This is a genomic window from Proteus sp. G2673 (assembly GCF_009915125.1).
Taxonomy (GTDB): domain Bacteria; phylum Pseudomonadota; class Gammaproteobacteria; order Enterobacterales; family Enterobacteriaceae; genus Proteus; species Proteus penneri.
Genome location: NZ_JAABLT010000009.1, coordinates 1 through 25,246, shown reverse-complemented (window position 1 = coordinate 25,246; position 25,246 = coordinate 1). Strand labels below are relative to the sequence as shown.

Below are 25,246 nucleotides of genomic sequence, written 5' to 3'. Positions count from 1 at the left end.
AGGCTAGTTATGCTTTGAAAAGAGCTTCAATACATAACCCCTGACTTTGTAGAATGTCTTTTAAGCGACGTAGCCCTTCAACTTGAATTTGACGAACTCTTTCTCTTGTCAGACCAATCTCTCTACCAACATCTTCTAAAGTTTCTGCTTCATAGCCTAATAATCCAAAACGACGTGCCAATACTTCACGCTGTTTTGGATTCAATTCAAATAACCACTTTATAATATTTTCCTTGAGGTTATTATTTTGAATTGTTGCTTCCGGCCCTTCTTCATTTTCGTCAGAGATAATATCGAGTAATGCTTTATCTGAATCACCACCAATTGGAGTATCAACAGAAGTAATGCGCTCGTTTAAACGTAGCATCTTACTCACATCTTCAACGGGTTTATCAAGTGATTCTGCGATTTCTTCAACACTCGGTTCATGATCGAGTTTATGTGCCAACTCTCTTGCCGTTCTTAAATAAACATTCAGCTCTTTAACGATATGAATGGGAAGACGGATAGTACGAGTTTGGTTCATAATGGCACGTTCAATAGTTTGACGTATCCACCATGTCGCATAAGTTGAAAAACGGAAACCCTTTTCAGGGTCGAATTTTTCAACAGCACGAATAAGTCCTAAGTTCCCTTCTTCAATTAAATCAAGCAGGGCAAGACCTCGGTTTGTATAACGACGAGAGATCTTAACAACTAAACGTAGGTTACTTTCTATCATTCGTTGTCTTGAAGGAATATCACCTCGCAACGCTCTACGAGCAAAGAAAACTTCTTCTTCAGCAGTCAGCAACGGAGAATAACCAATTTCTCCTAAATAAAGCTGAGTTGCATCGAGCGCACGCTGGTTGACTCCTTCAATAAGTTCAATTTCATCTTGAGCATCAGACTCACTTTCTTCCTCTTTTGCAGCAACTTCATCGAACTCTTCCATGTTCTCTTCAATTTCATCTGTATATAACTCGTCTACTCTTAGCGTACTTTGGCTCATCAGCTGCTCCTACCCTTGATAATTTAGGTAAACGACTCATCACTAAAGTCTATTTACCAGTTTATCGCTGTGTCACGACACAACGGGTTTACTGATTTTCCCTTGTAACGAATTACAAAATAAAAGATAACATAATCTATTTTACTGTTAATTTATTCTTTCTTTACTCAATATATAACTTAACTATTGAGTGTAGGTTATTAACAGTTTTTTTTTATTATATTCCACGTATATTTATCTATACGTGAAAGTACTCTATTTGATGTACTATTTGTGACTATTTACATCTAAAAAAAACAAACAAAAACCCATGATAATATCTAATAATTAATATTACATACCATTATTAAAAAGATAATCGAATAAAAAAACACCACCTAAACAAAGGGTTATTCTATAGTCCATCTTTTAATAACAGTAAGTCTTTATTCATTTTTTATATAACAATTTTTAGCATACGCATTCATTGGTTGATAATCAACTGTCTAATTTTACGTTATCTATGATTTTATATTGACCTCTCATTTTTAATAACCTTCAAATAAGCAGTTGTACTTAGATTAAATTTATTTTTTTTCAATATATTAATTAATTACAGATAAAAAAAGCCCTCTTCTTTTTGTAAAGAAGAGGGCTTAACTTTAGGATTATTCGCTATACATGTAAAAAAACACTTATCTATTTCTTAGGTAAATAACTCATTGGGTTAAGTGATTTTTCTTTATAGCGTATCTCAAAGTGTAATCGGACAGAACTGGTTCCAGAGCTACCCATTGTGGCAATTTGCTGACCCGCATTCACATTCTGTTGTTCACGCACCAAAATAGTGTCGTTATGTGCATATGCACTGAGGTATTCGTCATTATGTTTAATAATAACGAGATTGCCATAACCACGTAATGCACTACCCGCATAAACCACTTTACCCGCAGCTGTTGCAACAATTGGTGAGCCTTTTGTACCACCGATATCGATGCCTTTATTGCCACCAGGAGCACTTGAGTAGCTTTCGATGATCTTACCTTGAGCAGGCCAAATCCACTTACCAGTAGACGCAGTTGGTGCCGGCGTTGCCGAAGTTGTAGTATTCGTATTTGTTGTTGGTGGCGGAGTTGTTGCCTTTGGTTGTGTTGTTGTTGGTTTAGTAATCAATGGTCCCATAGCACCATTGTTTGTTGGTTTGGTGTGTGCCGTTTGAACACCCGCACTACTTGATTGATTAATAACTGATGTGTTGACATTAGTATTAGTGCCCGTGTTGACCTGACGGTTACCGATATTCAACACCTGCCCTACGTTTAAGCTATAAGGCTCTGGGATGTTATTCATTGATGCTAGTTCTTTTACATCACTATCTGTTATCCAAGCGATATAGAACATGGTATCACCGCGTTTTACTGTGTACGTGTTACCATTGTAGTTTCCTTTCGGAATACTGTCATAGTTACGGTTATACACAATGCGACCAGAACCATCTGTGCTCACATTTTGAGTCGCTACTGATGTTTGTGGGCGAGGCTGATTTTGAGGCTGATATGTGCCTCCATTAGATGAAGCACTATTCACCTTAATTGAAGGAGGAGGTGACGATTGTAAAGGTGTCGTTCTTTCAATCGGTGTCGCATTACTGTTAGTCATCACAGGCGCGGTTGAAACCGTGTTATTTGAAGAGCTATCATTTACAGAGGTAATGGGTGCAGGACGATAAGGTGTATCTGCACAGCCTGTTAATGCAAATCCAATTACCGAACACATGATTGCCCAGCGGACATGCTTAATTGGGCTTTCTGAATTCATACTTCCTTCTCCCTTTAAAAAGGCATTAGCGTCTAGCAATTTGTCGAGTTAAACAAAAAGACTGCAATTTTTTGAAAATGTTTCATTTATTAGTGCAGATTACGACAAGCTATTAAAAAGCAGTAATAAAAAACGGTCAGATTTATCTGGAAGTTATGCTAACTCACCTGCGATTAAAGGAACAAATCTAACAGTTTCTATAGATTGATAGTGAAAATCATTACCTAAACGACGGATAAACTTCAGTATTTGTTGTTGTTCACCAACAGGTATTATCATCCTGCCACCATCAGCTAACTGCATCAATAACTGTTGAGGTACTTCTATTGCACATGCAGTCACTATTATGGCATTAAAAGGGGCTTTTGATGACCACCCTTCCCATCCATCACCATGACGTGTTGAGATATTATGTAAATCAAGATGTTTAAAACGTCGTTTAGCTTGCCATTGCAATATCTTTATACGCTCAACGGAACTAACATGATGGACTAAATTTGCTAATACTGCCGTTTGATATCCCGAGCCTGTACCAATTTCTAATACAGAATCGGTGCTTTGTAATTCCAATAGTGCTGTCATTTTAGCAACAATATAAGGCTGTGAAATAGTTTGCCCATTGCCAATAGGCAAAGCCGTATTTTCATAAGCCTTATGAGAAAGTGCTTCATCAATAAAAAGCTCTCTTGGTACTTTACTCATTGCTTCCAGCAAGCTCTCATCCTTGATGCCATGCTGTTTTAACATTGTCAGTAAGTCTTTCATTGACCGACTTAACATGTTTTTTTGACCTCTGCTTTATTTAACCAATTTTGTAATAAATCGAGTGCGTTATAGGCTGTTAAATCGACATGTAATGGAGTTATCGAAACATAACCTTCGTCAACAGCAGCAAAATCTGTATCAGGACCTACATCATTTTTTTCACCTGGAGGCCCAATCCAATAAAGACTATTTCCTCTAGGATCGGTATGTGTATAAACATGTTGTGAAGCATGACGACTACCACAACGCGTAATACGAAAACCTTTTACTTCATTAAGAGGAATATCAGGTACGTTAATATTGAGAATATTTCCTGCTCTTAAAGGTACTTGTTGTAACATTGCCAAAACGTCACAAGTCACTTGAGCGGCAGTCTCAAAATGCGTTTCACCATCAAGTGAAACAGCAATGGCAGGTAAGCCTAAAAAACGCCCTTCTGTTGCCGCAGCAACAGTACCTGAATAAATAACATCATCGCCCAAATTAGGGCCATGATTAATACCAGAAACCACAATATCAGGACGAGGACGTACTAAATGGTTTACCCCAAGATAAACACAGTCTGTTGGTGTCCCTTCAACAATCGCAATATCCCCATTCTCAAGTTCTTGCTTACGTAGAGGTCTGTCAATTGTTAAAGAATTAGATGCAGCACTACGATTGCGATCGGGTGCAACAACTTGTACATCATAACGCTGGCGCAATGCTTTAGCGAGGGTCTGTATCCCCTTCGCCATCACACCATCGTCATTACTCACCAATATTTTCAGCATCATCATTCCCTAATAAAATTAATTCACGTACAACGCTAGTTGCAAAGCTCCCTGCGGGTAAAAAGAATGACAGAGTAACAGTGGTGTCGTCTAACCAATTCCATGACATATTTTCTGGTAATACATTGATGGCGCGTCTTGTGTTATCAACTCGTTCTTGTCTAGCTAACGACCAGAAGGCTTCATATTCTGCCAGATTTTTAGTCTCAAAATCCAATGCTTGTGATTGTGTACCTAAATCACCTTTACCAGGTAAAGGAGCCGTAATATGAACATCATGCTCTTCATAACGAGTTTGTGTTTGAGCCAGTTCAGCCTCATCAACAACAAACCAGCTACCTCTTCCATGAAGTTGCATTGCATCACCGAGTATCACTTTTGAATATAAATCACATTCTAATCTTTTGCTGACGATATGATTAAACATCGCACTGCGTGCTGCTGAAAGATAAAAACTGCGTTTACCACGCTCTTTAACACGAATTTCATCGGTTGCCCAACGCATCGCTTGGCGTAAGTTTTCACCATTACGCCCAAATCGTTGAGCACCAAAGTAGTTAGGAATACCTTTCGCTTTTATTTGCGCTAATCGAGCATCAACAAAATTGCGATCAGAAATTTCTCGTAACACCAATGTAAAGTGATTACCTTTTAGCGTTCCTATGCGTAGTTTACGTTGTTGACGAGTTGTTTCTAGAATTTCACAACCGTCTAAAACAAACTGACTAAAATCGGGCATCTCTTTACCCGGCATACGCAGACAAAACCATTGTTCGGTGACAGCATTTCTGTCTTTTAGTCCAGCATAGCTTGCATCTCTAGGGTGAATACCCACAAATTTTGCCAGTTTTTCAGCAACAAAAGCCGTGTTACAACCTGTTTTTCTGATTTTTACCATGACATGCTCGCCTTCACCATCAAGAGTGAAACCAAGATCTTCACAGACAATAAAATCTTCAGGAATTGACTTTAATAAGCCTGTTGCTTGTGGTTTTCCATGTAACCAGTAGAGTTCAGGTAAATCACTCATTCAGATAATGACTCTTTCATTAATAAAACAACCGCTTCACAAGCAATGCCTTCTTTTCTACCAACAAATCCAAGCTTTTCTGTTGTGGTCGCTTTCACATTGATATCATCAATATGACAATGAAGATCTTCTGCAATATTGACGCGCATTTGTGGTGTATGAGGTAGCATTTTGGGTGCCTGAGCAATAATCGTGACATCTAAATTACCAATTCGGTAACCTTTTGCTCTTACACGTGAGAACGCTTCACGAAGGAGTACACGACTATCTGCGCCTTTGTATGCTGGATCAGTATCTGGAAACAATGTACCTATATCACCCATAGCAACAGCGCCTAGAATTGCATCTGTAACCGCATGTAATACAACATCGCCGTCAGAGTGAGCTATCAGTCCTTGTTCATAAGGAATTCTAACGCCACCAATAATAATAGGGCCTTCACCGCCAAATTTATGTACATCGTAACCGTGTCCAATTCTCATTTTATTATGTGTTCCTTATACTGGTGATTTGACGTAAGAGGAAAAACTCTGCAAGCGCTAAATCTTCTGGCTGAGTAACTTTGATATTATCCGCACGACCTTTAACTAATAAAGGTTCATATCCTGCAAACTCCATCGCTGAGGCTTCATCAGTGATCATTGCTTTTTGTGAGAGTGCATTTTCTATATTTTGTTTTAATAAAAAGGCAGGAAAGAATTGTGGCGTTAAAGCATGCCATAGCGTTGTTCTTTCTACTGTTTGTTCAATATGATTATCTTGTTGATGACTACGTTTCATTGTATCGCGAACAGGGGTTGCAAGAATGCCACCACAAAATTGTGGGTCCATAACGTTTTCATCGATTAATTTAATAAGATGATCAAGATCGCCAAAATGCAGACAAGGTCTTGCTGCATCATGAACTAACACCCATGTATTTTCAGAAAAATGTTGTGTGACATACTCTAAACCTGACAATACAGAGTCAGCGCGTTCACCTCCACCATTAACCGTAATTATTCTTTCATCTTGCGCTAAAGGTAAAGTGTGGAAATAGCTGTCATTAGGACTGATCGCCACGATAATTTGCATTATGCGTGGGTGTTTTAATAGGGCATTAATGGTATGTTCAAGAATAGTCAATCCGCCAATCTTCAAATATTGTTTTGGGCGGACTGATTGCATTCGACTTCCAATACCGGCCGCAGGAATAACAGCAACAATAGGAAGAGTAGAGTTTATTATATTCATTATGATATTTGTATCAGGACACACTATTAATTCAATAAATTAACGACGTGGTTGAGATTTATCGCTCACAATACGGAAAAATGTCTCATTAGGCTTTATCATTCCTAATTCACTACGAGCGCGTTCTTCTAACGCTTCTTGCCCGCCATTGAGGTCATCAATTTCTGCAAATAGACGATCATTACGCTCTTTTAACTGCGTATTTTGCGCCAATGCAGATTCAACTTCTTGAGTTACTTTATTGTAATCATGGATACCATTTTTACCTAACCACAATGAATATTGTAGCCAGCCAAGTAAAATCAGAAGTAAGACTGTTAATTTCCCCATTACCACCCCCAAGATTAATGGGCTAATCATCCCACAACTCAACCACAGACGCCACAAAAGTGCTGGAATATATTACATTATTATTCCTATTCTCCTCACTATAAACGTGGGCAACTTCTGTAAAATTCAGACAAAGGTTTGATTTTTTCTTATTAAAAGGCAGTGCTACGGGGTTCATTTATCAATAAATGAATGCTCAATTAAAGCGTGATTTGTATTTTAAAAGGCATACCGAAATAACTATTTTTTCCTCTATTGCATACATTATCTCTACACATTCCCCCCTTTTATGGAGGATTCGTGCAGAGATAATTTAATGTCATCATAAAATTAGCAGTAAATTTGTTTTTGCCGTAGATATGCGAGGATTTGTTGGATGAGTTCACTTATAGAAAGAGTGCCGTCTAAATGTAATTCAGGAGCAATAGGCTGTTCATAAGGCGAGTCTATACCTGAAAATTGCTTTATCTCACCCCGCCTTGCTTTTTGATAAAGCCCTTTCGGATCACGGGATTCACAAATAGAAAGTGGGGTATCAACAAAGATCTCAATAAATCTTCCTTTCTCAAAGCGATCTCTAACTTGTTGTCTGTCTTTTTGGTAAGGCGAGATAAAAGCCGTTAAGACAATAAGCCCCGCATCTACCATCAATTTAGCCACTTCCCCCACACGGCGAATATTTTCGTGCCTATCTTCTGCACTAAATCCAAGATCACAACATAATCCATGGCGTAAGTTATCCCCGTCTAATAAGTAGCTATGAATGGGAGAATGCTTTTGTGAATGCTGATAAAGCGCTTGTTCTAGCGCATCGGCAAGTGTGGATTTACCTGAGCCAGATAACCCCGTAAACCAAAGCACACATCCTTTGTGTGCTTGTTGTGATTCACGTTCACTTAATCCAATTTTATGAGGATGCCAAACAATATCGTTGCTAATTACCACTATTTTCCTCCAAGAAGATCTCTCGCTCCCCAATGGGGAAAGTGGCGACGAATAAGCTGATTTAACTCGACTTCAAAAGCATCATATTGCGTCATAGTTTGTATCGCGTTATCTCTCGTTTCTCGAATAAGACCAGCGCCTACGGTAACATTGCTTAGTCGATCAATCAGAATTAAGCCTCCAGTATCAGCATTAATTTGATAGTTATCCAGCACCTGCGGCTCTTCAAATGAGACTTCGACACTACCAATCGCGTTTAAACTTAAATTATCTGTTACTTGTTGAGTGAGTTTATTTACATCTACTTGATAATGAATATTCTCTATTTTGGCGCGGCTTTTTTTACCTGCGATCTTGATATCTAGAGTATGACCTTGGACTAAAGGTTGCTCTGACATCCACACCACGTCAATTAACGCATGAGTGCTAATCTTGGCGGTTGTATCGTTATCATCAACGATAATATCCCCACGACTAATATCAATTTCATCTGCCAAAACCAGTGTGATTGCTTGCCCTGCTTTGGCTTGCGTTAAATCACCATCAAACGTGACAATACGTTTAATCGTTGTATGTTTTCCTGAAGGTAATACTTTAATTTGCTGCCCCTGATAAAGCACACCTGAAGACACTGTACCGCTGTATCCTCTAAAATCTAAGTCTGGGCGATTCACATATTGCACAGGGAAACGCAGTGCCTGAACATCTGAACCCAATTTAACTGGTGCATCCTCTAATAATGAAAGCAATGTTTTTCCTTGATACCAAGGCATATTCAATGAGGGAGAAACCACATTGTCACCATCAAGAGCGGAAATAGGGACAAATTGAATAGTGAGATCCGTTGGAAGCTGCTCAGCAAAATGAAGGTAATCTTGCTGGATCGAATCAAAGATCGCTTGCTGGTAATCCATCAGATCCATTTTATTAATTGCAACAATCAAGTGACGGATCCCAAGAAGTGTACTGATAAAACTGTGTCGTCGTGTTTGTTCTTGTACGCCTTTTCGAGCATCGATCAACAGAATAGAAAGTGAACTTGTTGATGCACCTGTCGCCATATTACGGGTATATTGCGCATGTCCAGGTGTATCAGCAATAATAAACTTACGCTTTGATGTTGAAAAATATCGGTAAGCAACATCAATAGTGATCCCTTGCTCTCTTTCTGCCGCTAATCCATCCACCAGCAAAGCCAGATCGAGCTTTTCACCTTGGGTACCGATCTTTTTACTTTCATTTTGTAATGTAGAAAGCTGATCTTCATAGATCTGCCTTGTGTCATGAAGTAAACGTCCTATTAATGTGCTTTTTCCATCATCGACATTCCCACAAGTTAGAAATCGCAGTAATCCTTTATTTTGTTGAGTTTTAAGATAGCGCTCGACACCACCCTGTTGTGCGATTTCTCCCGCGACAAGTTGATTCGTTTTTACGGCTAAAAGTCCCATATTTCCTCCGATTAAAAATAACCTTGGCGCTTTTTCAGTTCCATCGAGGCAGACTGATCACTGTCAATTAAACGCCCTTGTCGTTCGCTGCTGGTGGAAATCAGCATTTCTTCAATAATGGCGGGTAGCGTTTCTGCTTGTGAAGGTATCGCACCCGTTAATGGCCAGCATCCTAAAGTTCTAAATCTCACTTTTTGCTGAGCGATCAATTCACCCGGCTTTAGATCAATTCTGTCGTCATCTACCATAATTAAGGTGCCATCACGTTCAATAACGGGTCTATTTTTGGCAAAATAGAGAGGAACGATGTCGATATTCTCTAAATAGATATATTGCCAAATATCGAGTTCCGTCCAATTAGATAGTGGAAATACGCGAATACTTTCACCTTTGTTAATCTGCCCGTTATAGTTTTTCCATAATTCAGGCCGTTGATTTTTCGGATCCCAGCGATGCTTTCTATCTCTAAACGAATAAATACGCTCTTTAGCTCGTGATTTTTCTTCATCACGGCGCGCACCACCAAATGCCGCATCAAAACCATATTTGTCTAAGGCTTGTTTTAGCCCTTCTGTTTTCATGATATCCGTATGTTTTGCACTACCATGAATAAACGGATTAATTCCAAGCTCTTCACCTTGTGGATTGCGATAAACCTTAAGATCAAAACCATATTCTTTAGCTGTTTTATCTCGAAACTCATACATTTCTCGAAATTTCCAGCCAGTATCAACATGTAGCAAAGGAAAAGGTAATTTAGCCGGATAAAACGCCTTGTGTGCTAAATGCAACATCACCGAGGAATCTTTGCCTATTGAATAAAGCATGACGGGATTTTCAAATTCAGCGACGACTTCGCGCAGAATATAAATGCTTTCTGCTTCTAATTGCTGAAGATGGGTTAATTGTGTTTCATTCATAGCAACCTCGTTTAGGCAAAATAAACCAAAGATGAATGGTGCGAAGGTAAAGACGGATATGCGTGTCTATCGCCAAACCACGCAAGTTGATGGTGTAATGCAGCCACCTCTCCCACAATCAATAGAGCTGGAGTCGGTGCTTTTTCTGCCAATTGCGCTAATTGCGTTAGATTTCCCGTGAAGACTTGTTGCTCACGACGTGTACCACAGCTAATCACCGCAATTGGCGTTAGTGGAGAACGTCCGAGTTTGATTAAACGCTGGCTAATAAACTCTGCTTTTGTCGTTCCCATATAAATCGCGAGAGTGTGATTAGCTTGCGCTAATGATGCCCAATCCGGTTCAATTCCATCAGCTTTACAATGCCCCGTCATAAAGGTGACACTTTGGGCATATTGACGATGCGTTAATGGAATACCAGCGTATGCACTTGCGCCACTTGCCGCAGTAACACCGGGAATAACTTGGAATGAAATGCCATGTTGTACTGCAATTTCTAGCTCTTCGCCACCACGGCCAAAAATAAAGGGATCGCCGCCTTTTAATCGGACAACACGTTTACCCAATTGCGCATATTTCACGATCAGTGCATTGATTTTTTCTTGAGAAACACTAGGGTGCCCCGCTCTTTTACCGACACAAATAGTGTCAGCATCGCGTCGTACAAGCTCTAAAACCTCAGGACTCACTAAACTGTCATACAGAACAACTTCAGCTTGTTGAATAACCTGTAAACCACGTAGTGTTAATAGACCAGCATCACCTGGGCCAGCCCCAACTAATGCGAGTTCACCTTGTTGGCTCTCTTTTTGTTTTAGTTGTTGTTCAAGTTGGGCCTCTGCTTGAACCAATTGATCACTCGCCACTAAAGTGGCAAATTTACCACCGAAGGCTTGCTCCCAAAAACGACAACGCGCTTGAAAAGTATCTAAGTGTTGTTTCACTTTATGGCGCCATTTTCCTGCTATTGTCGCCATTGTGCCTAATGAATTTGGTAATAAGGCTTCTAATTTCTCGCGGATCATACGCACTAAAACGGGTGCTTTTCCCGCAGAGGAAATCGCAATCAAAATAGGGTTTCTATCAATAATGGCAGGAAAGATAAATGAGCATTGAGGCTGTGAATCCACCACATTGACAAAAATATGTCGAGCTTGTGCATCAAGATAAACTTGCTGATTAAGCGCACTGTCATCAGTTGCAACAATCACCAGCATCATTCCTAATAAATGTTCAGATTGATATTTGGCTGATACCCATTCAATTTTCTCTTGCTGATAAGCAAGATGTAATTCATCACATAAATGAGGTGCAATCACTCTTAAGCAAGCGCCGGCTCTTAACAACAGCAAAGCTTTACGCGCAGCAACATGACCACCACCCACCAATAACACTGGGCGTTCTTTTAATTCCACAAATAAGGGTAGGTAATCCATACGCGCATTTCACCTTCGTTGTTCACTTTATAACTAACGACTATAAAAGGTGCTTTAGGGGTTATGAAATGACAAAAAGCTATGTGATGGAACAGAAAGGAATAAGGGAAAAACAAATAATTTCAAATAGTTAATTTTTTAAAATGACAAAAAGGGCAATAGACAAGCGCTATTCCCCCTATTATTTATTGGTAAATAATAACGTTACTCGTGTAACCCACACTCACGTTTTAAACCAAAAAATCGTGTTTCTTCTTCGCTCATACCTTCTTCCCATTTTCGGGTTGTATGAGTATCCCCTACAGAGAGATAACCTTGCTCCCATAAAGGATGATAAGGTAAGTTGTTTTCTTTAAGGTATTGATGAATTTGCTTATTATCCCAATCTACTATCGGTAAAAACTTAAAGATCCCTTTTGCGATTGAAAGCACAGGTAAATGTTCACGACTTTTAGCTTGTTGTCGGCGAAGACCTGCAAACCATGTTTGAGCCTGTAATGTTTTTAGTGCCCTTTCCATTGGCTCTACTTTGTTTATCTGGTTATAACGCTCAATACCGTCAATCCCTTCTAACCAAAGTTTTCCGTAACGCGCTTCTTGCCAAGATGAAGATAATTCAGCTCGATACACCTTTAAATTAAGTTGTAACTGTTGCGTCAATGTATCAATAAACTGATACGTCTCAGGAAACAAATAACCCGTATCGGTCAAAATCACAGGAATATCAGGATATTGCTGAGTGATTAAATGCAGGCATACTGCGGCTTGAATACCAAAACTAGAGCTTAATACATAAGCTTTAGGCAAATGAGCTAAAGCCCAAGTAATACGTTCAATAGCGGTGAGTTTCTCAAGTTGTTGATTAATTTCAGCTAACGTTTTTTGTTGTTCTTCTATCGTTAATAACCTTAGTTGCTCAAGCTGAAATATATTCATACTGCCTCCTGTACTTCATAAAAATCAATTGCTGAATTTAGTACAGGTTTAACAACATTAGTGCGAATAAGAAAATCACCGAAACCTTCATTGTTATGGCGAGAAATGGCCCAATCACCAATCAATGAATCAAGTATTGCTATAATTTCTTGCGAAGTAATATTTTCACGATACATTCTAGGGATACGTGTCCCAATACGATTACCGCCTAAATGTAGGTTATAACGATCGGGGGCTTTACCCACCAGCCCAACTTCTGCCAACATAGCTCGACCACAACCGTTTGGGCATCCTGTTACACGAACAACAATATGCTCTTCACTCACACCATGTTTTGTCATTAAGCTATCTAGTGTGTCGGTGAATGAGGGTAAAAAGCGCTCAGCTTCTGCCATCGCCAATGGGCATGTTGGAAAAGAAACACAGGCCATTGCATGTTCGCGCAGTGGGGTCACCTTGTCATCAATTAATCCATATCGGCGAGCAATAGCTTCAATATTTGCTTTCTCATTTTCAGGTACACCCGCCACAATTAAATTCTGATTAGCTGTAAGGCGAAAATCACCTTGATGAATTTTAGCAATTTCAGCAACCCCCGTTTTTAACTGAGCATCAGGTTTATCAATTAATCGGCCACTTTCAATAAATAAAGTAAGATGCCATTTATCATCAACACCTTTTAACCAACCAATTTGATCACCTCGATGGGTAAATTCATAAGGTCGAATAGCATCAAAAATAACACCAGAACGACGTTCAACTTCCTGCTTAAATGTTTCTATTCCAACACGTTCTAATGTGTATTTTGTTTTTGCATTTTTACGCTCAGTACGATTTCCCCAATCACGCTGGGTCGTCACAATCGCCTCAGCAATTGCTAAGGTTTTTTCAATAGGGATATAACCAAACTCACTGGCTAAGCGAGGAAAGGTATTCTTATCGCCATGCGTCATTGCAAGACCGCCCCCCACCAGCACGTTAAACCCAACTAGATGCCCGTTTTCAGCAATTGCAATAAAATTCATATCATTAGCATGAAGATCAACATCATTATGAGGCGGGATCACCACCGAGGTTTTAAATTTCCGCGGTAAATAGGTTTCTCCCAAAATAGGCTCTTCATCTGTTGTTGTAACTTTCTCTTTATCTAACCAAATTTCTGCATAAGCACGGGTGCGCGGTAATAAGTGTTCTGATATTTTTTTCGCCCACTCATACGCTTCTTGATGTAATGAAGACTGCACTGGGTTTGAAGTACATAACACATTACGGTTTACATCATTCGCTGTTGCTAGAGAATCTAGCCCTGTTGCTGCTAGCATTTGATGTGCGGGTTTTACATTGCCTTTTAAGATGCCATGAAATTGAAATGTTTGACGATTAGTAATACGAATGCTGCCATAAAGTGTATTTTCAGTCGCAAACTGATCAATGCGAAGCCACTGTTTAGGGGAAATAATGCCACCAGGTAAGCGACAACGTAGCATCATGGCATGACGCGGCTCTAACATTTGCTCTGCACGTTCAGCACGAATATCTCTGTCATCTTGTTGATACATGCCATGAAAGCGGATCAATAGAAAGTTATCACCTTCAAACCCACCCGTTAAACCATTTTGTAAGTCTTCTGTAATAGTGCCGCGTAAAAAGTGACTCTCTTTTTTCATGCGTTCACTATCAGCCAGTTTCCCTTCAACCACTAAGGGCGCTTGAGTCTGTGATTTCATTTAATAGACATCCCTCTGATAACGCCGTTCTAGGCGTAGCTCACTTAAATATTCATCTGCTTCTTCACTATTTTTATTGCCATACTCCATCACAATCTCTAACAACGCCTGTTCAACATCTTTTGCCATATGTGATGCATCACCACAGACATAAAGATAAGCGCCTTGTTGTAACCATTGCCAAATCTCATTACCACGCTCACGCAATTTATCTTGTACATAAATTTTATGTGCTTGATCCCGTGACCATGCTAAATCGATATGAGTTAACAAACCGCTTTTGACATAGCGTTGCCATTCCACTTGATAGAGAAAATCTTCAACAAAATGAGGATTACCAAAAAATAACCAGTTTTTACCTGTTGCACCGTCATTTTCGCGCTGTTGCATAAAGGCTCTAAAAGGTGCAATACCTGTACCTGGGCCAATCATAATGACAGGTGCTGTGTTATCTTTAGGCAAGCGAAAATGTGCATTTTTTTCGATAAAGACATTGATGCTATCGCCTTCTTTTAAGCTATCCGCTAAAAAACCAGAGGCTCCACCAGTATAAGCACGTGAGTTAACGTCATAGCGCACAACCCCTAAAGTAAGATGTACTTCGTCTTCTACTTCTTGTTGTGATGATGCAATAGAGTAAAGGCGAGGAGTTAGTGGACGTAAAATATCAACAAAATCTTGTGCAGTGGGTTGAGCACAATATTGGCGTACCATCTCATTAATAGGGTATTTATCTGCATATTGCTGAAGCTTGATTTTATCAGACACTAATGACAATAAATCTTCATGGCGCGTCAATTGCGCATAGGCTTTTACGATAGGTGCACTATTTTGAGTCAATTCACAATGATGTAATAAGGCTTCTTTTAAGGTGAATGTTTGAGATTTTAATGTGACAGGTTCATCACCTTTTAGCCACAATAATGCAATAAGTTCATCGACTTTTTCAGGCGAGTTATTAAACCAAACGCCCAGCGCATCGCCCGGTTGGTATTGCAAATCAGAACCTTCAAGGCTGATTTCAATATGGCGAATATCTCTATCTGAATTTCTACCTGTAATTTTTTGATTAGTCAGTAATGTGGCAGTAAAAGGCGCATCTCGATGATAAATAGAGGCCTCAATCGTATCCGTCGTACCTGACTGTGTTTGTTGTAAAACTTGTGTACTTTGTGCTGGTACTTTTGCTTTTAAGAGTTCAGTAAGCTGTTTTATCCATTCATCTGCAACGGTTTGATATTCAACATCGGCATCAACTCTTGGTAATAAACGTGTTGCGCCCAGTTGTGCTATGCGCTCATCAAAATCTTTACCTGCTTTGCAGAAATGTTCGTAAGAGGTATCGCCTAAACTGAATACCGCATAAGACGTTTCCTTCATTTCAGATGCTTTTTTAGAGTGCAGGTATTTATAGAAAGCAATCGCTTCTTCAGGAGGATCACCTTCACCTTGCGTCGATGCAATGATGATCAAGGTTGTTGTTTTATGGATCTGCTTAAATTTATATTCACCTGCAGAATATAGTTCTACATTCAATTTATGAGCAACCAGATGATCTCGTAACTGTTCTGCAAGGTGACGTGCATTACCGGTTTGAGAAGCAGAGATCAAGGTAATAGTTTCCTGTTCTGGTACTTGCACTGGCGTAACCGTTGTCGATGCAGATACGACAGAAGGATTAAGTTGCCCCCACAAATAGCCAGATAACCACGCAATTTGCGCTGTTGAGAGATCTTTTGTTGCGTCCTGTAATTTACTCAATTGCTCCAGTGTTAATGGAAGCATTGATAATAATGGAGGTTGATTGCTCATTTATCCTGCCTTAAAAAAGCGAAGCACTTATCTGTGCTTTATTGTTCTTCGATAATATTTCTAATATTGAGAGGGTATCCCACGACTAGAAGGTGAATTAAAGACCTGTTAGCTCTATCTAATAACCTTAAATGCTAAATTTATTTATTGGTTTCCTTTATCAATATAATGAATAAGCAAAAAGGAACATAATAAGCCATTAAGATTAAGGGGGATTAGGCGTGATACGCTAAATCGGCTACACTGGTAGCCTTCGTTCTATTTGTGTCTTTTTTTTACTAATTAAGTCAAGAGAGTTTTGATGACAACCACCATCTTTAAAGATTTTCAGTTTGAAGCCGCCCACCATTTGCCACATGTTCCTGAGGGCCACAAATGTGGACGTCTTCATGGGCACTCTTTTCTTGTTAGATTAGAGCTAACAGGTGAAGTTAATGCACATTCAGGTTGGCTTATTGATTTTGCTGATGTGAAAGCCGCATTTAAACCTACTCTTGAGCGTCTAGATCACTACTATCTTAATGAAATTGAAGGCCTAGAAAATCCGACCAGCGAAGTGCTGGCAAAATGGATTTGGCAACAAGTAAAACCGTCATTGCCATTATTATCTGCGGTGATGGTGAAAGAAACGTGTACAGCAGGATGTATTTATCGCGGTGAATAGATCTGTATTAATATTAAATCGTGATCACCTAAAAAAAGAAAATCAGCCTTTTATGGGCTGATTTTTTATATTAAAAACGCGATTATACAATATTTAAATACTTATGTGTTTGCATTGAAAAACGCCAATTACGTTCAATACAGGTTTTAATACATAATGCCGTCGCACTCTCTTTACAACTAATGGGTTGTAAGGCAACAATAGGTGCAGGGTGTTCTGTGCGTAATGTCAGTAAGGTATCCAATGCTTCAATATCTTTTTCACGCCCAACGGGATGTTTTATCTCATTAGCTCGATTAATGGCACTGGGTAATACTGTAAATCCCCCTTTCATGCCTACTTTTGGGGATAGTGTCACCCATGTTTTCTCACTACATAAAATATCATGAGTACCACTGGTTTCTATCTGGCAGGCAAAACCTGCTTGCTCAAGTCCTTCAGTTAAAGGACGTAAATCATATAAGCAAGGTTCTCCACCTGTAATAACGACATGTTTCGCACTATAACCTTGCTGTTGAAAAAGTGATAAAATCTGAGCAACGCTGGCTTCTCCCCACGTATCACTTTCTTGCGTTTTAATAGGAATATCGCCAAGAAGAACTTTTTTTTCGTCTTCTTTTTCCCAAGTATGCTTGGTATCACACCAACTACAACCGACTGGGCAACCTTGTAATCGAACGAAAAGCGCAGGAACGCCAGTAAAAACACCTTCACCCTGTAAGGTTTGAAACACTTCATTAATGGGGTATTGCATAAGAAACTCTGATATCCAATGAATGCTGATGATTATTACAGATAACTATCTCACCGTAAGAGGCTTTATGATAAGGTACATGGTTTGTTTTGAATAGCTAACGTGCGAGAAGACACTGAAAAAGAGGATAGAGTTCCTCAGTTGGACAGAGATGGGAATACTTTAGATGCAAAAAGAGAATCAACTTTCACGAGGATTGTCAGGGCGGCACATTCGTTTTATGGCGCTAGGCTCTGCAATCGGTACAGGTTTATTTTATGGCTCTGCGGCCGCTATTGAGAAAGCAGGCCCAGCTGTATTGCTTGCTTATCTTATTGGTGGGGCGGCAGTATTTATGGTTATGCGTGCATTAGGTGAAATGGCTGTTCATCATCCTGTTGCGGGCTCTTTCTCACAATATGCTAGCCATTATATGGGGCCCTTAGCGGGATTTCTAACTGGCTGGAACTACGTTTTTGAAATGCTGATTGTTTGTCTGGCTGACGTCACCGCATTCGGTTTTTATATGAAACTCTGGTTCCCAGATGTTGATCAATGGATATGGGTATTAGGCATTGTTTGCTTTATTGGCGCCTTAAACCTTTGCCATGTGAAGATATTTGGTGAAATGGAATTTTGGCTTTCTATCGTTAAAGTCACTGCGATTATCGCCATGATAATTGGTGGTATTGTCATTATGATGTATGGCTTTGGCCAACAAACAGAACATCCTATTGGTATTTCTAACTTATGGGAGTTTGGTGGTTTTATGCCAAATGGCATTGAAGGAGTTATCGCCTCTCTTGCCATTGTGATGTTTGCATTTGGTGGGATTGAAGTCATTGGTATTACTGCCAGTGAAGCGAAAGATCCTGAGAAAACCATTCCTAAAGCTATCAATGCCGTACCGTTTCGTATCTTATTATTCTATGTTCTAACAATATTCATTCTAATGTGTATTTTCCCTTGGCAACAAATCGGCCATAATGGTAGCCCATTTGTACAGATTTTCTCAAATCTCGGGATCAATTCAGCAGCAAACATCTTAAATCTAGTGGTTATTACAGCCGCAATTTCTGCGATCAACAGTGATATCTTCGGCGCTGGTCGTATGATGTACGGTATGGCTCAAGAAGGACAAGCACCAAAATCTTTTATGAAGCTCACCCGTAATGGTGTACCTTGGATGACGGTGCTAGTGATGTCTGTCGTCTTGTTGCTGGGCGTAGTACTTAACTACCTTATTCCAGAGCAAATTTTTGTTTTAATCGCCTCTATTGCAACATTTGCAACAGTTTGGGTGTGGTTAATGATTTTACTTTCTCAAGTTGCTATGCGTCGTAAGATGAGCGCAGAAGAGGTAAAAACACTGAAATTCCCAGTACCATTTTGGCCTGTTGCCCCCGCACTAACCATTGTCTTTATGGCGTTTGTTATCGCAATCTTAGGCTATTTTGAGTCAACCAGAATGGCATTGGTTGTCGGTATGGTATGGGTAGCAATTTTAACTATTGGCTACTATGTAGGTATCAAACCGAGAATGAACCAGAAATAAGTCGTATTTTTGAGTTAAACAATAAAGGCTGTGGATATTTTCACAGCCTTTTTCTTTATTATGATTATGTGATTTTCACTAAACCAATGCTTGCTTTAAATCAGCAATTAAATCTTCGACATCTTCAAGACCAATTGATAATCGAATTAAACCATCACTAATACCATGCCTTTGTCGTTCTTCTGCACTATAAGTGGCATGGGTCATTGTGGCAGGATGTTGAGCTAAAGATTCGCAGTCTCCTAAACTCACAGCTCGACTAAAAAGATTTAAACGATTGAGAAACTCTCTACCTGCTTTAATACCTCCTTTTAACTCAATAGCTATCATGCCACCGGCTAAACGCATCTGGCGTTTGGCAAGTTCATATTGAGGAAAAGAAGCTAATCCAGGATAATAAATCGTTTCGACTTTAGGATTATCTTCAAGGTATTGTGCTATACGTTGTGCATTTTCGCAGATCTGCTCCATTCTTATCCCAAGTGTTTTTATTCCCCGCAATATTAATGAAGCATCGTGAGGAGACAAACAAGCCCCTGTCATATCCTTTAAACCCTCAACACGTATTTTATCGGCTAATTCATGCGTTGTTATAATCGCGCCAGCCGTTACATCACCATGGCCTGATAAGTATTTGGTCATTGAATGCACAACAATATCTGCACCAAGTCCTAAAGGTTGCTGTAAATAAGGCGAGCAATAAGTGCTATCTACCATTACTAAAATATTATGTTGATGCACAATTTCTGATATTTTTGCTATATCACTGACACGCATATTGGGATTAGCAGGCGTCTCGAAGAAAATGAGCTTTGTTTTCTCTGTGATTGCTTCTTTTAATTTTTCAAGGTTAGTTAAATCAACATGCTTTATTTTAACGCCGAATTTAGCGAGCCCATGATTGAAGAACGCAAAAGTACAACCATAAAGCGTCATATCTGCAATTAATTCATCGTCAGGTTTTAGTAACGACCAGCAACCAGAAGTAATCGCCCCCATTCCTGAAGAAAAGACAATCGCGGCTTCTCCTTTTTCTAATTGAGCTAGACGCTTTTCCAATAAATCGAGTGTTGGATTTGAGATCCGAGAATAAAAATGTCCTTTCTCTTTACCTGCAAAACAATCAGCGCCGTATTGTGCCGTTGGAAAAACAAAAGTGGATGTTTGAAAAATAGGAGGCACTAATGCCCCCTGAGAATCTAACGGAGAATAGCCATAATGTATTGCTTGAGTATTAAAATGTTTACTAGATTGTCTCATAATATTTCCTCACAATTAATTTTCTATTTATGGTTATTTTCTCCAATAATTTGAACTGTTCTTAGAATAATTGAGATCCCTTTGAGGGTATCAGGATTTTTTAACAATGCGAAAGTTGAACCTAAAGTATATTTTTTATCTTGATAAAGAGATTCTTTCTTTGCCATATTATAAGCAGTACTTAATTCCCATACTGGTATTAATGTTTCTTCAAACGCAACCGAAAGTTTTTCAACTGTCGCATTATCTATAATATCTATTGAGTCAGATATTAAAGATAATAAATCGACGATATTATCAAAACGCTTTAATGCTAATAATGGTCTTGCTTTTTCTAATAAATGTTGAAGATGTAATTTGTCTTCGTCAGATAATAATTGAATATCTGCTGGGCTTAAATTATTTTCACTCATTATTGTATCCCCTATAATAATCCTCTAACGGTTGCCCAATATAAGCCTCGGTTATAACTATTACGTAGTAACCCGCCCAGCTTTGTTGGTGGTGTAGGAGTTACGTCATGTTTATAGTCATACTGTAATGGCATACCTGCTGATAATCCCATTTGTGCAACTGCTTGCACGCGACCATCATAAATTGCAGCAGGATAACCATAACGAAGTTCACCACAGATATTATTTGCAATTACGCCCGCTTGATTATGACAACTACCACCGGCTTTACTAATCGGTAAATCAACCGTATCACCAAGAACATACACTTGATTTAATCCATAGACCTGCAATGTTTCAGGATCAGTAGGTAACCAGCCTTCACCATTATTATGTTCACTTAAACCTGTATTACGGATCGCCTCAACGGCAGTAATAGGCGGTGTACTCATAAGGATATCAAATGGCTCTGCCTCGCCTTCTTTTGAGTAAGCTATTTTCTTATCAGGGTCAACATGGCTCAACGTAAAGCCTCGTTTAGCTTTAATATCTCGCTCAGAGAATACAGCAGGAAGCACTTCACAAACCTCTTGTTGCATAAACAGACAGTTTCTTAAAAGTTGAGCAACCGTAGGATAGGTATAAACAATTTCAATATTATTTCTCACCCGACGCTGGCGAAGAAATTCATCCAGCATCAATGTGGTTTCCATTGGCGCGATCCCACATTGGTGAGGTACATTTGGCGTTTCAGGGAAGCTAACCGTAATAAATACACGACCCTTTTCAATTTTAGCTAATTTATCAGCAAGTGTTCTAGCCGCTTCATATTGGTAAAAATGATTTCCCGCTTCTTTTAAGCCTTCAATTCTATGAGGACTAGGAACACAACCTGTTGCTAATACTAAAAAATCATAGTTATATTTTTTAGTAGATTCGCAGTAAATCACTTTATTATTAAAGTCAAAACGTTCTGCTTTATCGATAACAAATTCAATTTCAGGTCTTAATAAACTTCTTTCTGATCGCATTAGCTCTTCTTTTAAAAAAAGATTAAATGCAATATACATAAATGCAGGCTTGTAATAATGATTAGGATTATCTGAAATAAGTGTAATTTTAATTTTATTTGAAAATATTTCTTCATTTAATTTTTTAGCTAGGATATTAGCAAGAATAGTTCCGCCGGTACCACCGCCAATAATAACTATATTTTTTGCTGGCATTTTATTTCCTATATCTAGTGATATTAGATAGACAAAAAAAGTATAGTAAATGATGTTAATATAACAAATAGATTAAATAGATAGGTTAATTAAGTCTAATATAGTTATATTAATAAATAATAAATATAGTTATATAACATTTAAATATTATTAGCTTAATATTTATTACTGTTATCATAACCAATTAATAGAATGTCGCAATTAAAGGATGATGATCGGATGCATCAGTGATCAACACTTCAGCATTATTTAACGATAGTCCGCGATAAAAAATATAATCTAACGGTTTGCCAAAGGCTTTGGTACGCCAATCATTGTCAAAAATAACTTCTTTAAGTCCTAATCTTCTCGCAAAGCGTTTTAATACATTGATTCTTGGACGACTCCACGCATTAAAATCTCCTGCTAAAATAACCGGCCCTTTATGATGCATGATATGAACAGATAAATTGCTCAATTGACGCTGATAAACATCAACTCCAAAACTAAAATTAATCGCATGTACATTAATGACCATTAAATGATCACCCGTAATTAATGGATATACCGTAATTAATGCTGATTTGGACAATCGTAAGAAGGGTTCCTTCTCTCTGAGAGGACAGCAATAGATAGGATGAGAGCTTGATAATGTCATCACTCCTGCAGGATGTTGTTGAAAAGCCAAGGCAGGAACTTGGTCTGCTATTAGATGATGAGCCCCAGCAAAACGGACAAGCTCTGGTGTAGTTTGCGCTTCTTGTAACAAAAGCAAATGTGTATCTGTCGAAAGTATTTCCAACATATTGCGCCAATTGGGACGTTGCTGTTTATAGATATTCCAAACCGCAATTTTTAGAATGCCTTCGGTGTAAAGAGGCATTCCAATAGGTAAAATATCCTTTCTTTCACTTAAAGGCGGGCTAGGTTCAATCCGCTCAACAGGTTGACCTGCCACAAAACGCACTGAATAAGTCGGTTTTTTCGCCATTAGCAACCTCAGGTAAACAGCAAGATCTCTTGCTATAGCTAAAGTATACCAAAGGCAAGCCTCACTCTCACCCTTTAAAAGGACATCATTATCAACAAAAGTAATTATTTTTATACATAATAGTTATATTTACTTAAAATTATCTGATTAATTTATACTTTTTTCTAAATTTTAAGCAAAAAAAAACCTAAGTCTAATGACTTAGGTTTCTTAATGTTGGCGGAACGGACGGGACTCGAACCCGCGACCCCCTGCGTGACAGGCAGGTATTCTAACCAACTGAACTACCGCTCCGCGTATTCTTTTCGCGATTAATGTTATTTAACATTAACGCTTTAATTGATGCCTGGCAGTTCCCTACTCTCACATGGGGAGACCCCACACTACCATCGGCGCTACAACGTTTCACTTCTGAGTTCGGCATGGGATCAGGTGGGACCGCTGCGCTATGGCCGCCAAGCAAATTCGATTTTATTACCCGCTTCTTTCCTTTCGGTCAGTCGCCAGCAATATTCAATCTTAAACAAGCCTACTTCATTAATCTTTGTCTCTCAGACAAAACACCTTCGGTGTTGTCAGGTTAAGCCTCACGGTTCATTAGTACTGGTTAGCTCAACGTATCGCTACGCTTACACACCCAGCCTATCAACGTCTTAGTCTTAAACGTTCCTTTAGGTCACTCAAGGTGACAGGGAAGACTCATCTTGAGGCAAGTTTCCCGCTTAGATGCTTTCAGCGGTTATCTCTTCCGCACTTAGCTACCGGGCAATGCCATTGGCATGACAACCCGAACACCAGTGGTGCGTTCACTCCGGTCCTCTCGTACTAGGAGCAACCCCTCTCAATCTTCCAACGCCCACGGCAGATAGGGACCGAACTGTCTCACGACGTTCTAAACCCAGCTCGCGTACCACTTTAAATGGCGAACAGCCATACCCTTGGGACCTACTTCAGCCCCAGGATGTGATGAGCCGACATCGAGGTGCCAAACACCGCCGTCGATATGAACTCTTGGGCGGTATCAGCCTGTTATCCCCGGAGTACCTTTTATCCGTTGAGCGATGGCCCTTCCATTCAGAACCACCGGATCACTAAGACCTACTTTCGTACCTGCTCGAGCCGTCACTCTCACAGTCAAGCTGGCTTATGCCTTTGCACTAACCGCATGATGTCCGACCATGCTTAGCCAACCTTCGTGCTCCTCCGTTACTCTTTAGGAGGAGACCGCCCCAGTCAAACTACCCACCAGACACGGTCCCCGACCCGGATTACGGGCCTAGGTTAGAACATCAAACGTTAAAGGGTGGTATTTCAAGGTTGACTCCATGCAGACTGGCGTCCACACTTCATAGTCTCCCACCTATCCTACACATCAAGGCTCAATGTTCAGTGTCAAGCTATAGTAAAGGTTCACGGGGTCTTTCCGTCTTGCCGCGGGTACACTGCATCTTCACAGCGAGTTCAATTTCACTGAGTCTCGGGTGGAGACAGCCTGGCCATCATTACGCCATTCGTGCAGGTCGGAACTTACCCGACAAGGAATTTCGCTACCTTAGGACCGTTATAGTTACGGCCGCCGTTTACTGGGGCTTCGATCAAGAGCTTCTCCCTAAGGATAACCCCATCAATTAACCTTCCAGCACCGGGCAGGCGTCACACCGTATACGTCCACTTTCGTGTTTGCACAGTGCTGTGTTTTTAATAAACAGTTGCAGCCAGCTGGTATCTTCGACTGGCTTCGGCTCCGTCCGCAAGGGACTTCACTTACCGCCAGCGTGCCTTCTCCCGAAGTTACGGCACCATTTTGCCTAGTTCCTTCACCCGAGTTCTCTCAAGCGCCTGAGTATTCTCTACCTGACCACCTGTGTCGGTTTGGGGTACGATTGTTGGTAACCTGAAGCTTAGAGGCTTTTCCTGGAAGCAGGGCATCAATTGCTTCACCACCTTAGTGGCTCGTCATCACACCTCAGCATTAAGTGACCGGATTTGCCTAATCACTCTGCCTACATGCTTGAACCGGGACGACCGTCGCCCGGACAACCTAGCCTTCTCCGTTCCCCCATCGCAGTTACCACCAGTACGGGAATATTAACCCGTTTCCCATCGACTACGCTTTTCAGCCTCGCCTTAGGGGTCGACTCACCCTGCCCCGATTAACGTTGGACAGGAACCCTTGGTCTTCCGGCGTGCGGGTTTTTCACCCGCATTATCGTTACTTATGTCAGCATTCGCACTTCTGATACCTCCAGCATACCTCACAGTACACCTTCGCAGGCTTACAGAACGCTCCCCTACCCAAC

General features: G+C 39.9%; 22 protein-coding genes, 1 tRNA gene and 2 rRNA genes. 2 read left to right on the top strand and 23 right to left on the bottom strand.

The genetic code is table 11. From position 1 onward, the window contains the following. Positions 1-7: 7 nt before the first annotated feature. The 15 genes from rpoS to cysJ form a co-directional block, all read right to left on the bottom strand. Positions 8-991, bottom strand: a complete 984-nt coding sequence (gene rpoS, locus GWI59_RS04935; RefSeq protein ID WP_006534072.1) for an RNA polymerase sigma factor RpoS — start codon at positions 989-991, stop codon at positions 8-10. A 678-nt stretch (positions 992-1,669) separates the two neighbouring features. Then, a complete protein-coding gene (nlpD, locus tag GWI59_RS04930; RefSeq protein ID WP_109848383.1) occupies positions 1,670-2,788 on the bottom strand; it encodes a murein hydrolase activator NlpD in 1,119 nt (372 codons plus the stop codon). 153 nt (positions 2,789-2,941) lie between these two features. Next, the gene (locus tag GWI59_RS04925) at positions 2,942-3,568 is read right to left on the bottom strand and encodes a protein-L-isoaspartate(D-aspartate) O-methyltransferase (protein ID WP_161724135.1); all 627 of its coding nucleotides are present in this window, start codon (positions 3,566-3,568) and stop codon (positions 2,942-2,944) included. Continuing rightward, entirely contained in the window at positions 3,562-4,326 is a 765-nt protein-coding gene (gene surE, locus GWI59_RS04920; protein WP_072065141.1) for a 5'/3'-nucleotidase SurE, read from the bottom strand. Before surE ends, GWI59_RS04925 begins: the two co-directional genes overlap by 7 nt. Continuing rightward, a complete protein-coding gene (gene truD, locus GWI59_RS04915; protein WP_109848385.1) occupies positions 4,304-5,356 on the bottom strand; it encodes a tRNA pseudouridine(13) synthase TruD in 1,053 nt (350 codons plus the stop codon). Before truD ends, surE begins: the two co-directional genes overlap by 23 nt. Further along, the gene (gene ispF, locus GWI59_RS04910) at positions 5,353-5,838 is read right to left on the bottom strand and encodes a 2-C-methyl-D-erythritol 2,4-cyclodiphosphate synthase (protein WP_006534077.1); all 486 of its coding nucleotides are present in this window, start codon (positions 5,836-5,838) and stop codon (positions 5,353-5,355) included. Before ispF ends, truD begins: the two co-directional genes overlap by 4 nt. Before the next feature lie 4 nt (positions 5,839-5,842). Then, complete coding sequence (gene ispD / locus GWI59_RS04905) at positions 5,843-6,589, bottom strand: 2-C-methyl-D-erythritol 4-phosphate cytidylyltransferase (protein WP_161724133.1); 747 nt, start codon at positions 6,587-6,589, stop codon at positions 5,843-5,845. Positions 6,590-6,628: 39 nt separating this feature from the next. Beyond that, positions 6,629-6,919, bottom strand: coding sequence for a cell division protein FtsB (gene ftsB, locus GWI59_RS04900; RefSeq protein WP_036913758.1), 291 nt, complete (start codon positions 6,917-6,919; stop codon positions 6,629-6,631). 330 nt (positions 6,920-7,249) lie between these two features. Further along, entirely contained in the window at positions 7,250-7,864 is a 615-nt protein-coding gene (gene cysC / locus GWI59_RS04895) for an adenylyl-sulfate kinase (protein ID WP_082147393.1), read from the bottom strand. Next, positions 7,864-9,315 (bottom strand): sulfate adenylyltransferase subunit CysN, encoded by a 1,452-nt coding sequence (cysN, locus tag GWI59_RS04890; RefSeq protein ID WP_115065587.1) that lies wholly within the window; start codon positions 9,313-9,315, stop codon positions 7,864-7,866. Before cysN ends, cysC begins: the two co-directional genes overlap by 1 nt. Before the next feature lie 11 nt (positions 9,316-9,326). Beyond that, complete coding sequence (cysD, locus tag GWI59_RS04885; RefSeq protein WP_161724131.1) at positions 9,327-10,235, bottom strand: sulfate adenylyltransferase subunit CysD; 909 nt, start codon at positions 10,233-10,235, stop codon at positions 9,327-9,329. 11 nt (positions 10,236-10,246) lie between these two features. Beyond that, the gene (gene cysG / locus GWI59_RS04880) at positions 10,247-11,671 is read right to left on the bottom strand and encodes a siroheme synthase CysG (protein ID WP_161724129.1); all 1,425 of its coding nucleotides are present in this window, start codon (positions 11,669-11,671) and stop codon (positions 10,247-10,249) included. Between the two features lie 204 nt (positions 11,672-11,875). Then, complete coding sequence (locus GWI59_RS04875) at positions 11,876-12,607, bottom strand: phosphoadenylyl-sulfate reductase (protein WP_109848389.1); 732 nt, start codon at positions 12,605-12,607, stop codon at positions 11,876-11,878. Next, positions 12,604-14,334: an assimilatory sulfite reductase (NADPH) hemoprotein subunit gene (gene cysI, locus GWI59_RS04870; protein WP_161670791.1), complete on the bottom strand. Its 1,731-nt coding sequence runs from the start codon at positions 14,332-14,334 to the stop codon at positions 12,604-12,606. The genes GWI59_RS04875 and cysI overlap by 4 nt, the downstream gene beginning before the upstream one ends. After that, on the bottom strand, positions 14,335-16,146 hold the full coding sequence (cysJ, locus tag GWI59_RS04865) for an NADPH-dependent assimilatory sulfite reductase flavoprotein subunit (RefSeq protein ID WP_161724127.1): 1,812 nt from the start codon (positions 16,144-16,146) through the stop codon (positions 14,335-14,337). A 298-nt stretch (positions 16,147-16,444) separates the two neighbouring features. Here cysJ and queD point away from each other — a divergent pair, with 298 nt between their 5' ends. Beyond that, positions 16,445-16,810, top strand: a complete 366-nt coding sequence (gene queD, locus GWI59_RS04860) for a 6-carboxytetrahydropterin synthase QueD (protein WP_109400217.1) — start codon at positions 16,445-16,447, stop codon at positions 16,808-16,810. A gap of 82 nt (positions 16,811-16,892) precedes the next feature. On the opposite strand, the gene queE is transcribed toward queD, so the two are convergent. After that, positions 16,893-17,564 carry a 7-carboxy-7-deazaguanine synthase QueE gene (gene queE, locus GWI59_RS04855; protein ID WP_161724125.1) on the bottom strand — a complete coding sequence of 224 codons (672 nt, stop codon included), beginning with the start codon at positions 17,562-17,564 and terminating at the stop codon, positions 16,893-16,895. Positions 17,565-17,730: 166 nt separating this feature from the next. Here queE and GWI59_RS04850 point away from each other — a divergent pair, with 166 nt between their 5' ends. Beyond that, the gene (locus tag GWI59_RS04850) at positions 17,731-19,098 is read left to right on the top strand and encodes an amino acid permease (RefSeq protein ID WP_006534096.1); all 1,368 of its coding nucleotides are present in this window, start codon (positions 17,731-17,733) and stop codon (positions 19,096-19,098) included. 78 nt (positions 19,099-19,176) lie between these two features. On the opposite strand, the gene GWI59_RS04845 is transcribed toward GWI59_RS04850, so the two are convergent. The 7 genes from GWI59_RS04845 to GWI59_RS04815 all read right to left on the bottom strand — a co-directional run. Next, a complete protein-coding gene (locus GWI59_RS04845) occupies positions 19,177-20,358 on the bottom strand; it encodes a methionine gamma-lyase (protein ID WP_161724123.1) in 1,182 nt (393 codons plus the stop codon). Between the two features lie 23 nt (positions 20,359-20,381). Continuing rightward, positions 20,382-20,771, bottom strand: a complete 390-nt coding sequence (locus GWI59_RS04840) for a hypothetical protein (RefSeq protein WP_161670788.1) — start codon at positions 20,769-20,771, stop codon at positions 20,382-20,384. An 11-nt stretch (positions 20,772-20,782) separates the two neighbouring features. After that, positions 20,783-21,976 (bottom strand): NAD(P)/FAD-dependent oxidoreductase, encoded by a 1,194-nt coding sequence (locus GWI59_RS04835; protein WP_161724121.1) that lies wholly within the window; start codon positions 21,974-21,976, stop codon positions 20,783-20,785. Between the two features lie 184 nt (positions 21,977-22,160). After that, on the bottom strand, positions 22,161-22,946 hold the full coding sequence (locus GWI59_RS04830) for an endonuclease/exonuclease/phosphatase family protein (protein ID WP_072065154.1): 786 nt from the start codon (positions 22,944-22,946) through the stop codon (positions 22,161-22,163). Between the two features lie 217 nt (positions 22,947-23,163). Further along, positions 23,164-23,240, bottom strand: a tRNA-Asp gene (locus tag GWI59_RS04825). Between the two features lie 50 nt (positions 23,241-23,290). Then, positions 23,291-23,406: ribosomal RNA gene (rrf, locus tag GWI59_RS04820) — 5S ribosomal RNA — on the bottom strand. A gap of 116 nt (positions 23,407-23,522) precedes the next feature. Continuing rightward, positions 23,523-25,246 (bottom strand): 23S ribosomal RNA (locus GWI59_RS04815); the annotation flags it as partial.

Bases quoted from the DNA above. Each gene is read 5' to 3' on its own strand.
- GWI59_RS04850 (WP_006534096.1), top strand. From the start codon at position 17,731: ATGCAAAAAGAGAATCAACTTTCACGAGGATTGTCAGGGCGGCACATT.
- truD (WP_109848385.1), bottom strand. From the start codon at position 5,356: ATGAGTGATTTACCTGAACTCTACTGGTTACATGGAAAACCACAAGCA.
- GWI59_RS04835 (WP_161724121.1), bottom strand. From the start codon at position 21,976: ATGCCAGCAAAAAATATAGTTATTATTGGCGGTGGTACCGGCGGAACT.
- ftsB (WP_036913758.1), bottom strand. From the start codon at position 6,919: ATGGGGAAATTAACAGTCTTACTTCTGATTTTACTTGGCTGGCTACAA.
- surE (WP_072065141.1), bottom strand. From the start codon at position 4,326: ATGCTGAAAATATTGGTGAGTAATGACGATGGTGTGATGGCGAAGGGG.
- rpoS (WP_006534072.1), bottom strand. From the start codon at position 991: ATGAGCCAAAGTACGCTAAGAGTAGACGAGTTATATACAGATGAAATT.
- GWI59_RS04845 (WP_161724123.1), bottom strand. From the start codon at position 20,358: ATGAGACAATCTAGTAAACATTTTAATACTCAAGCAATACATTATGGC.
- GWI59_RS04840 (WP_161670788.1), bottom strand. From the start codon at position 20,771: ATGAGTGAAAATAATTTAAGCCCAGCAGATATTCAATTATTATCTGAC.
- nlpD (WP_109848383.1), bottom strand. From the start codon at position 2,788: ATGAATTCAGAAAGCCCAATTAAGCATGTCCGCTGGGCAATCATGTGT.
- cysG (WP_161724129.1), bottom strand. From the start codon at position 11,671: ATGGATTACCTACCCTTATTTGTGGAATTAAAAGAACGCCCAGTGTTA.
- cysI (WP_161670791.1), bottom strand. From the start codon at position 14,334: ATGAAATCACAGACTCAAGCGCCCTTAGTGGTTGAAGGGAAACTGGCT.
- GWI59_RS04925 (WP_161724135.1), bottom strand. From the start codon at position 3,568: ATGTTAAGTCGGTCAATGAAAGACTTACTGACAATGTTAAAACAGCAT.
- ispD (WP_161724133.1), bottom strand. From the start codon at position 6,589: ATGAATATAATAAACTCTACTCTTCCTATTGTTGCTGTTATTCCTGCG.
- cysN (WP_115065587.1), bottom strand. From the start codon at position 9,315: ATGGGACTTTTAGCCGTAAAAACGAATCAACTTGTCGCGGGAGAAATC.
- ispF (WP_006534077.1), bottom strand. From the start codon at position 5,838: ATGAGAATTGGACACGGTTACGATGTACATAAATTTGGCGGTGAAGGC.
- cysD (WP_161724131.1), bottom strand. From the start codon at position 10,235: ATGAATGAAACACAATTAACCCATCTTCAGCAATTAGAAGCAGAAAGC.
- GWI59_RS04830 (WP_072065154.1), bottom strand. From the start codon at position 22,946: ATGGCGAAAAAACCGACTTATTCAGTGCGTTTTGTGGCAGGTCAACCT.
- queE (WP_161724125.1), bottom strand. From the start codon at position 17,564: ATGCAATACCCCATTAATGAAGTGTTTCAAACCTTACAGGGTGAAGGT.
- GWI59_RS04875 (WP_109848389.1), bottom strand. From the start codon at position 12,607: ATGAATATATTTCAGCTTGAGCAACTAAGGTTATTAACGATAGAAGAA.
- cysJ (WP_161724127.1), bottom strand. From the start codon at position 16,146: ATGAGCAATCAACCTCCATTATTATCAATGCTTCCATTAACACTGGAG.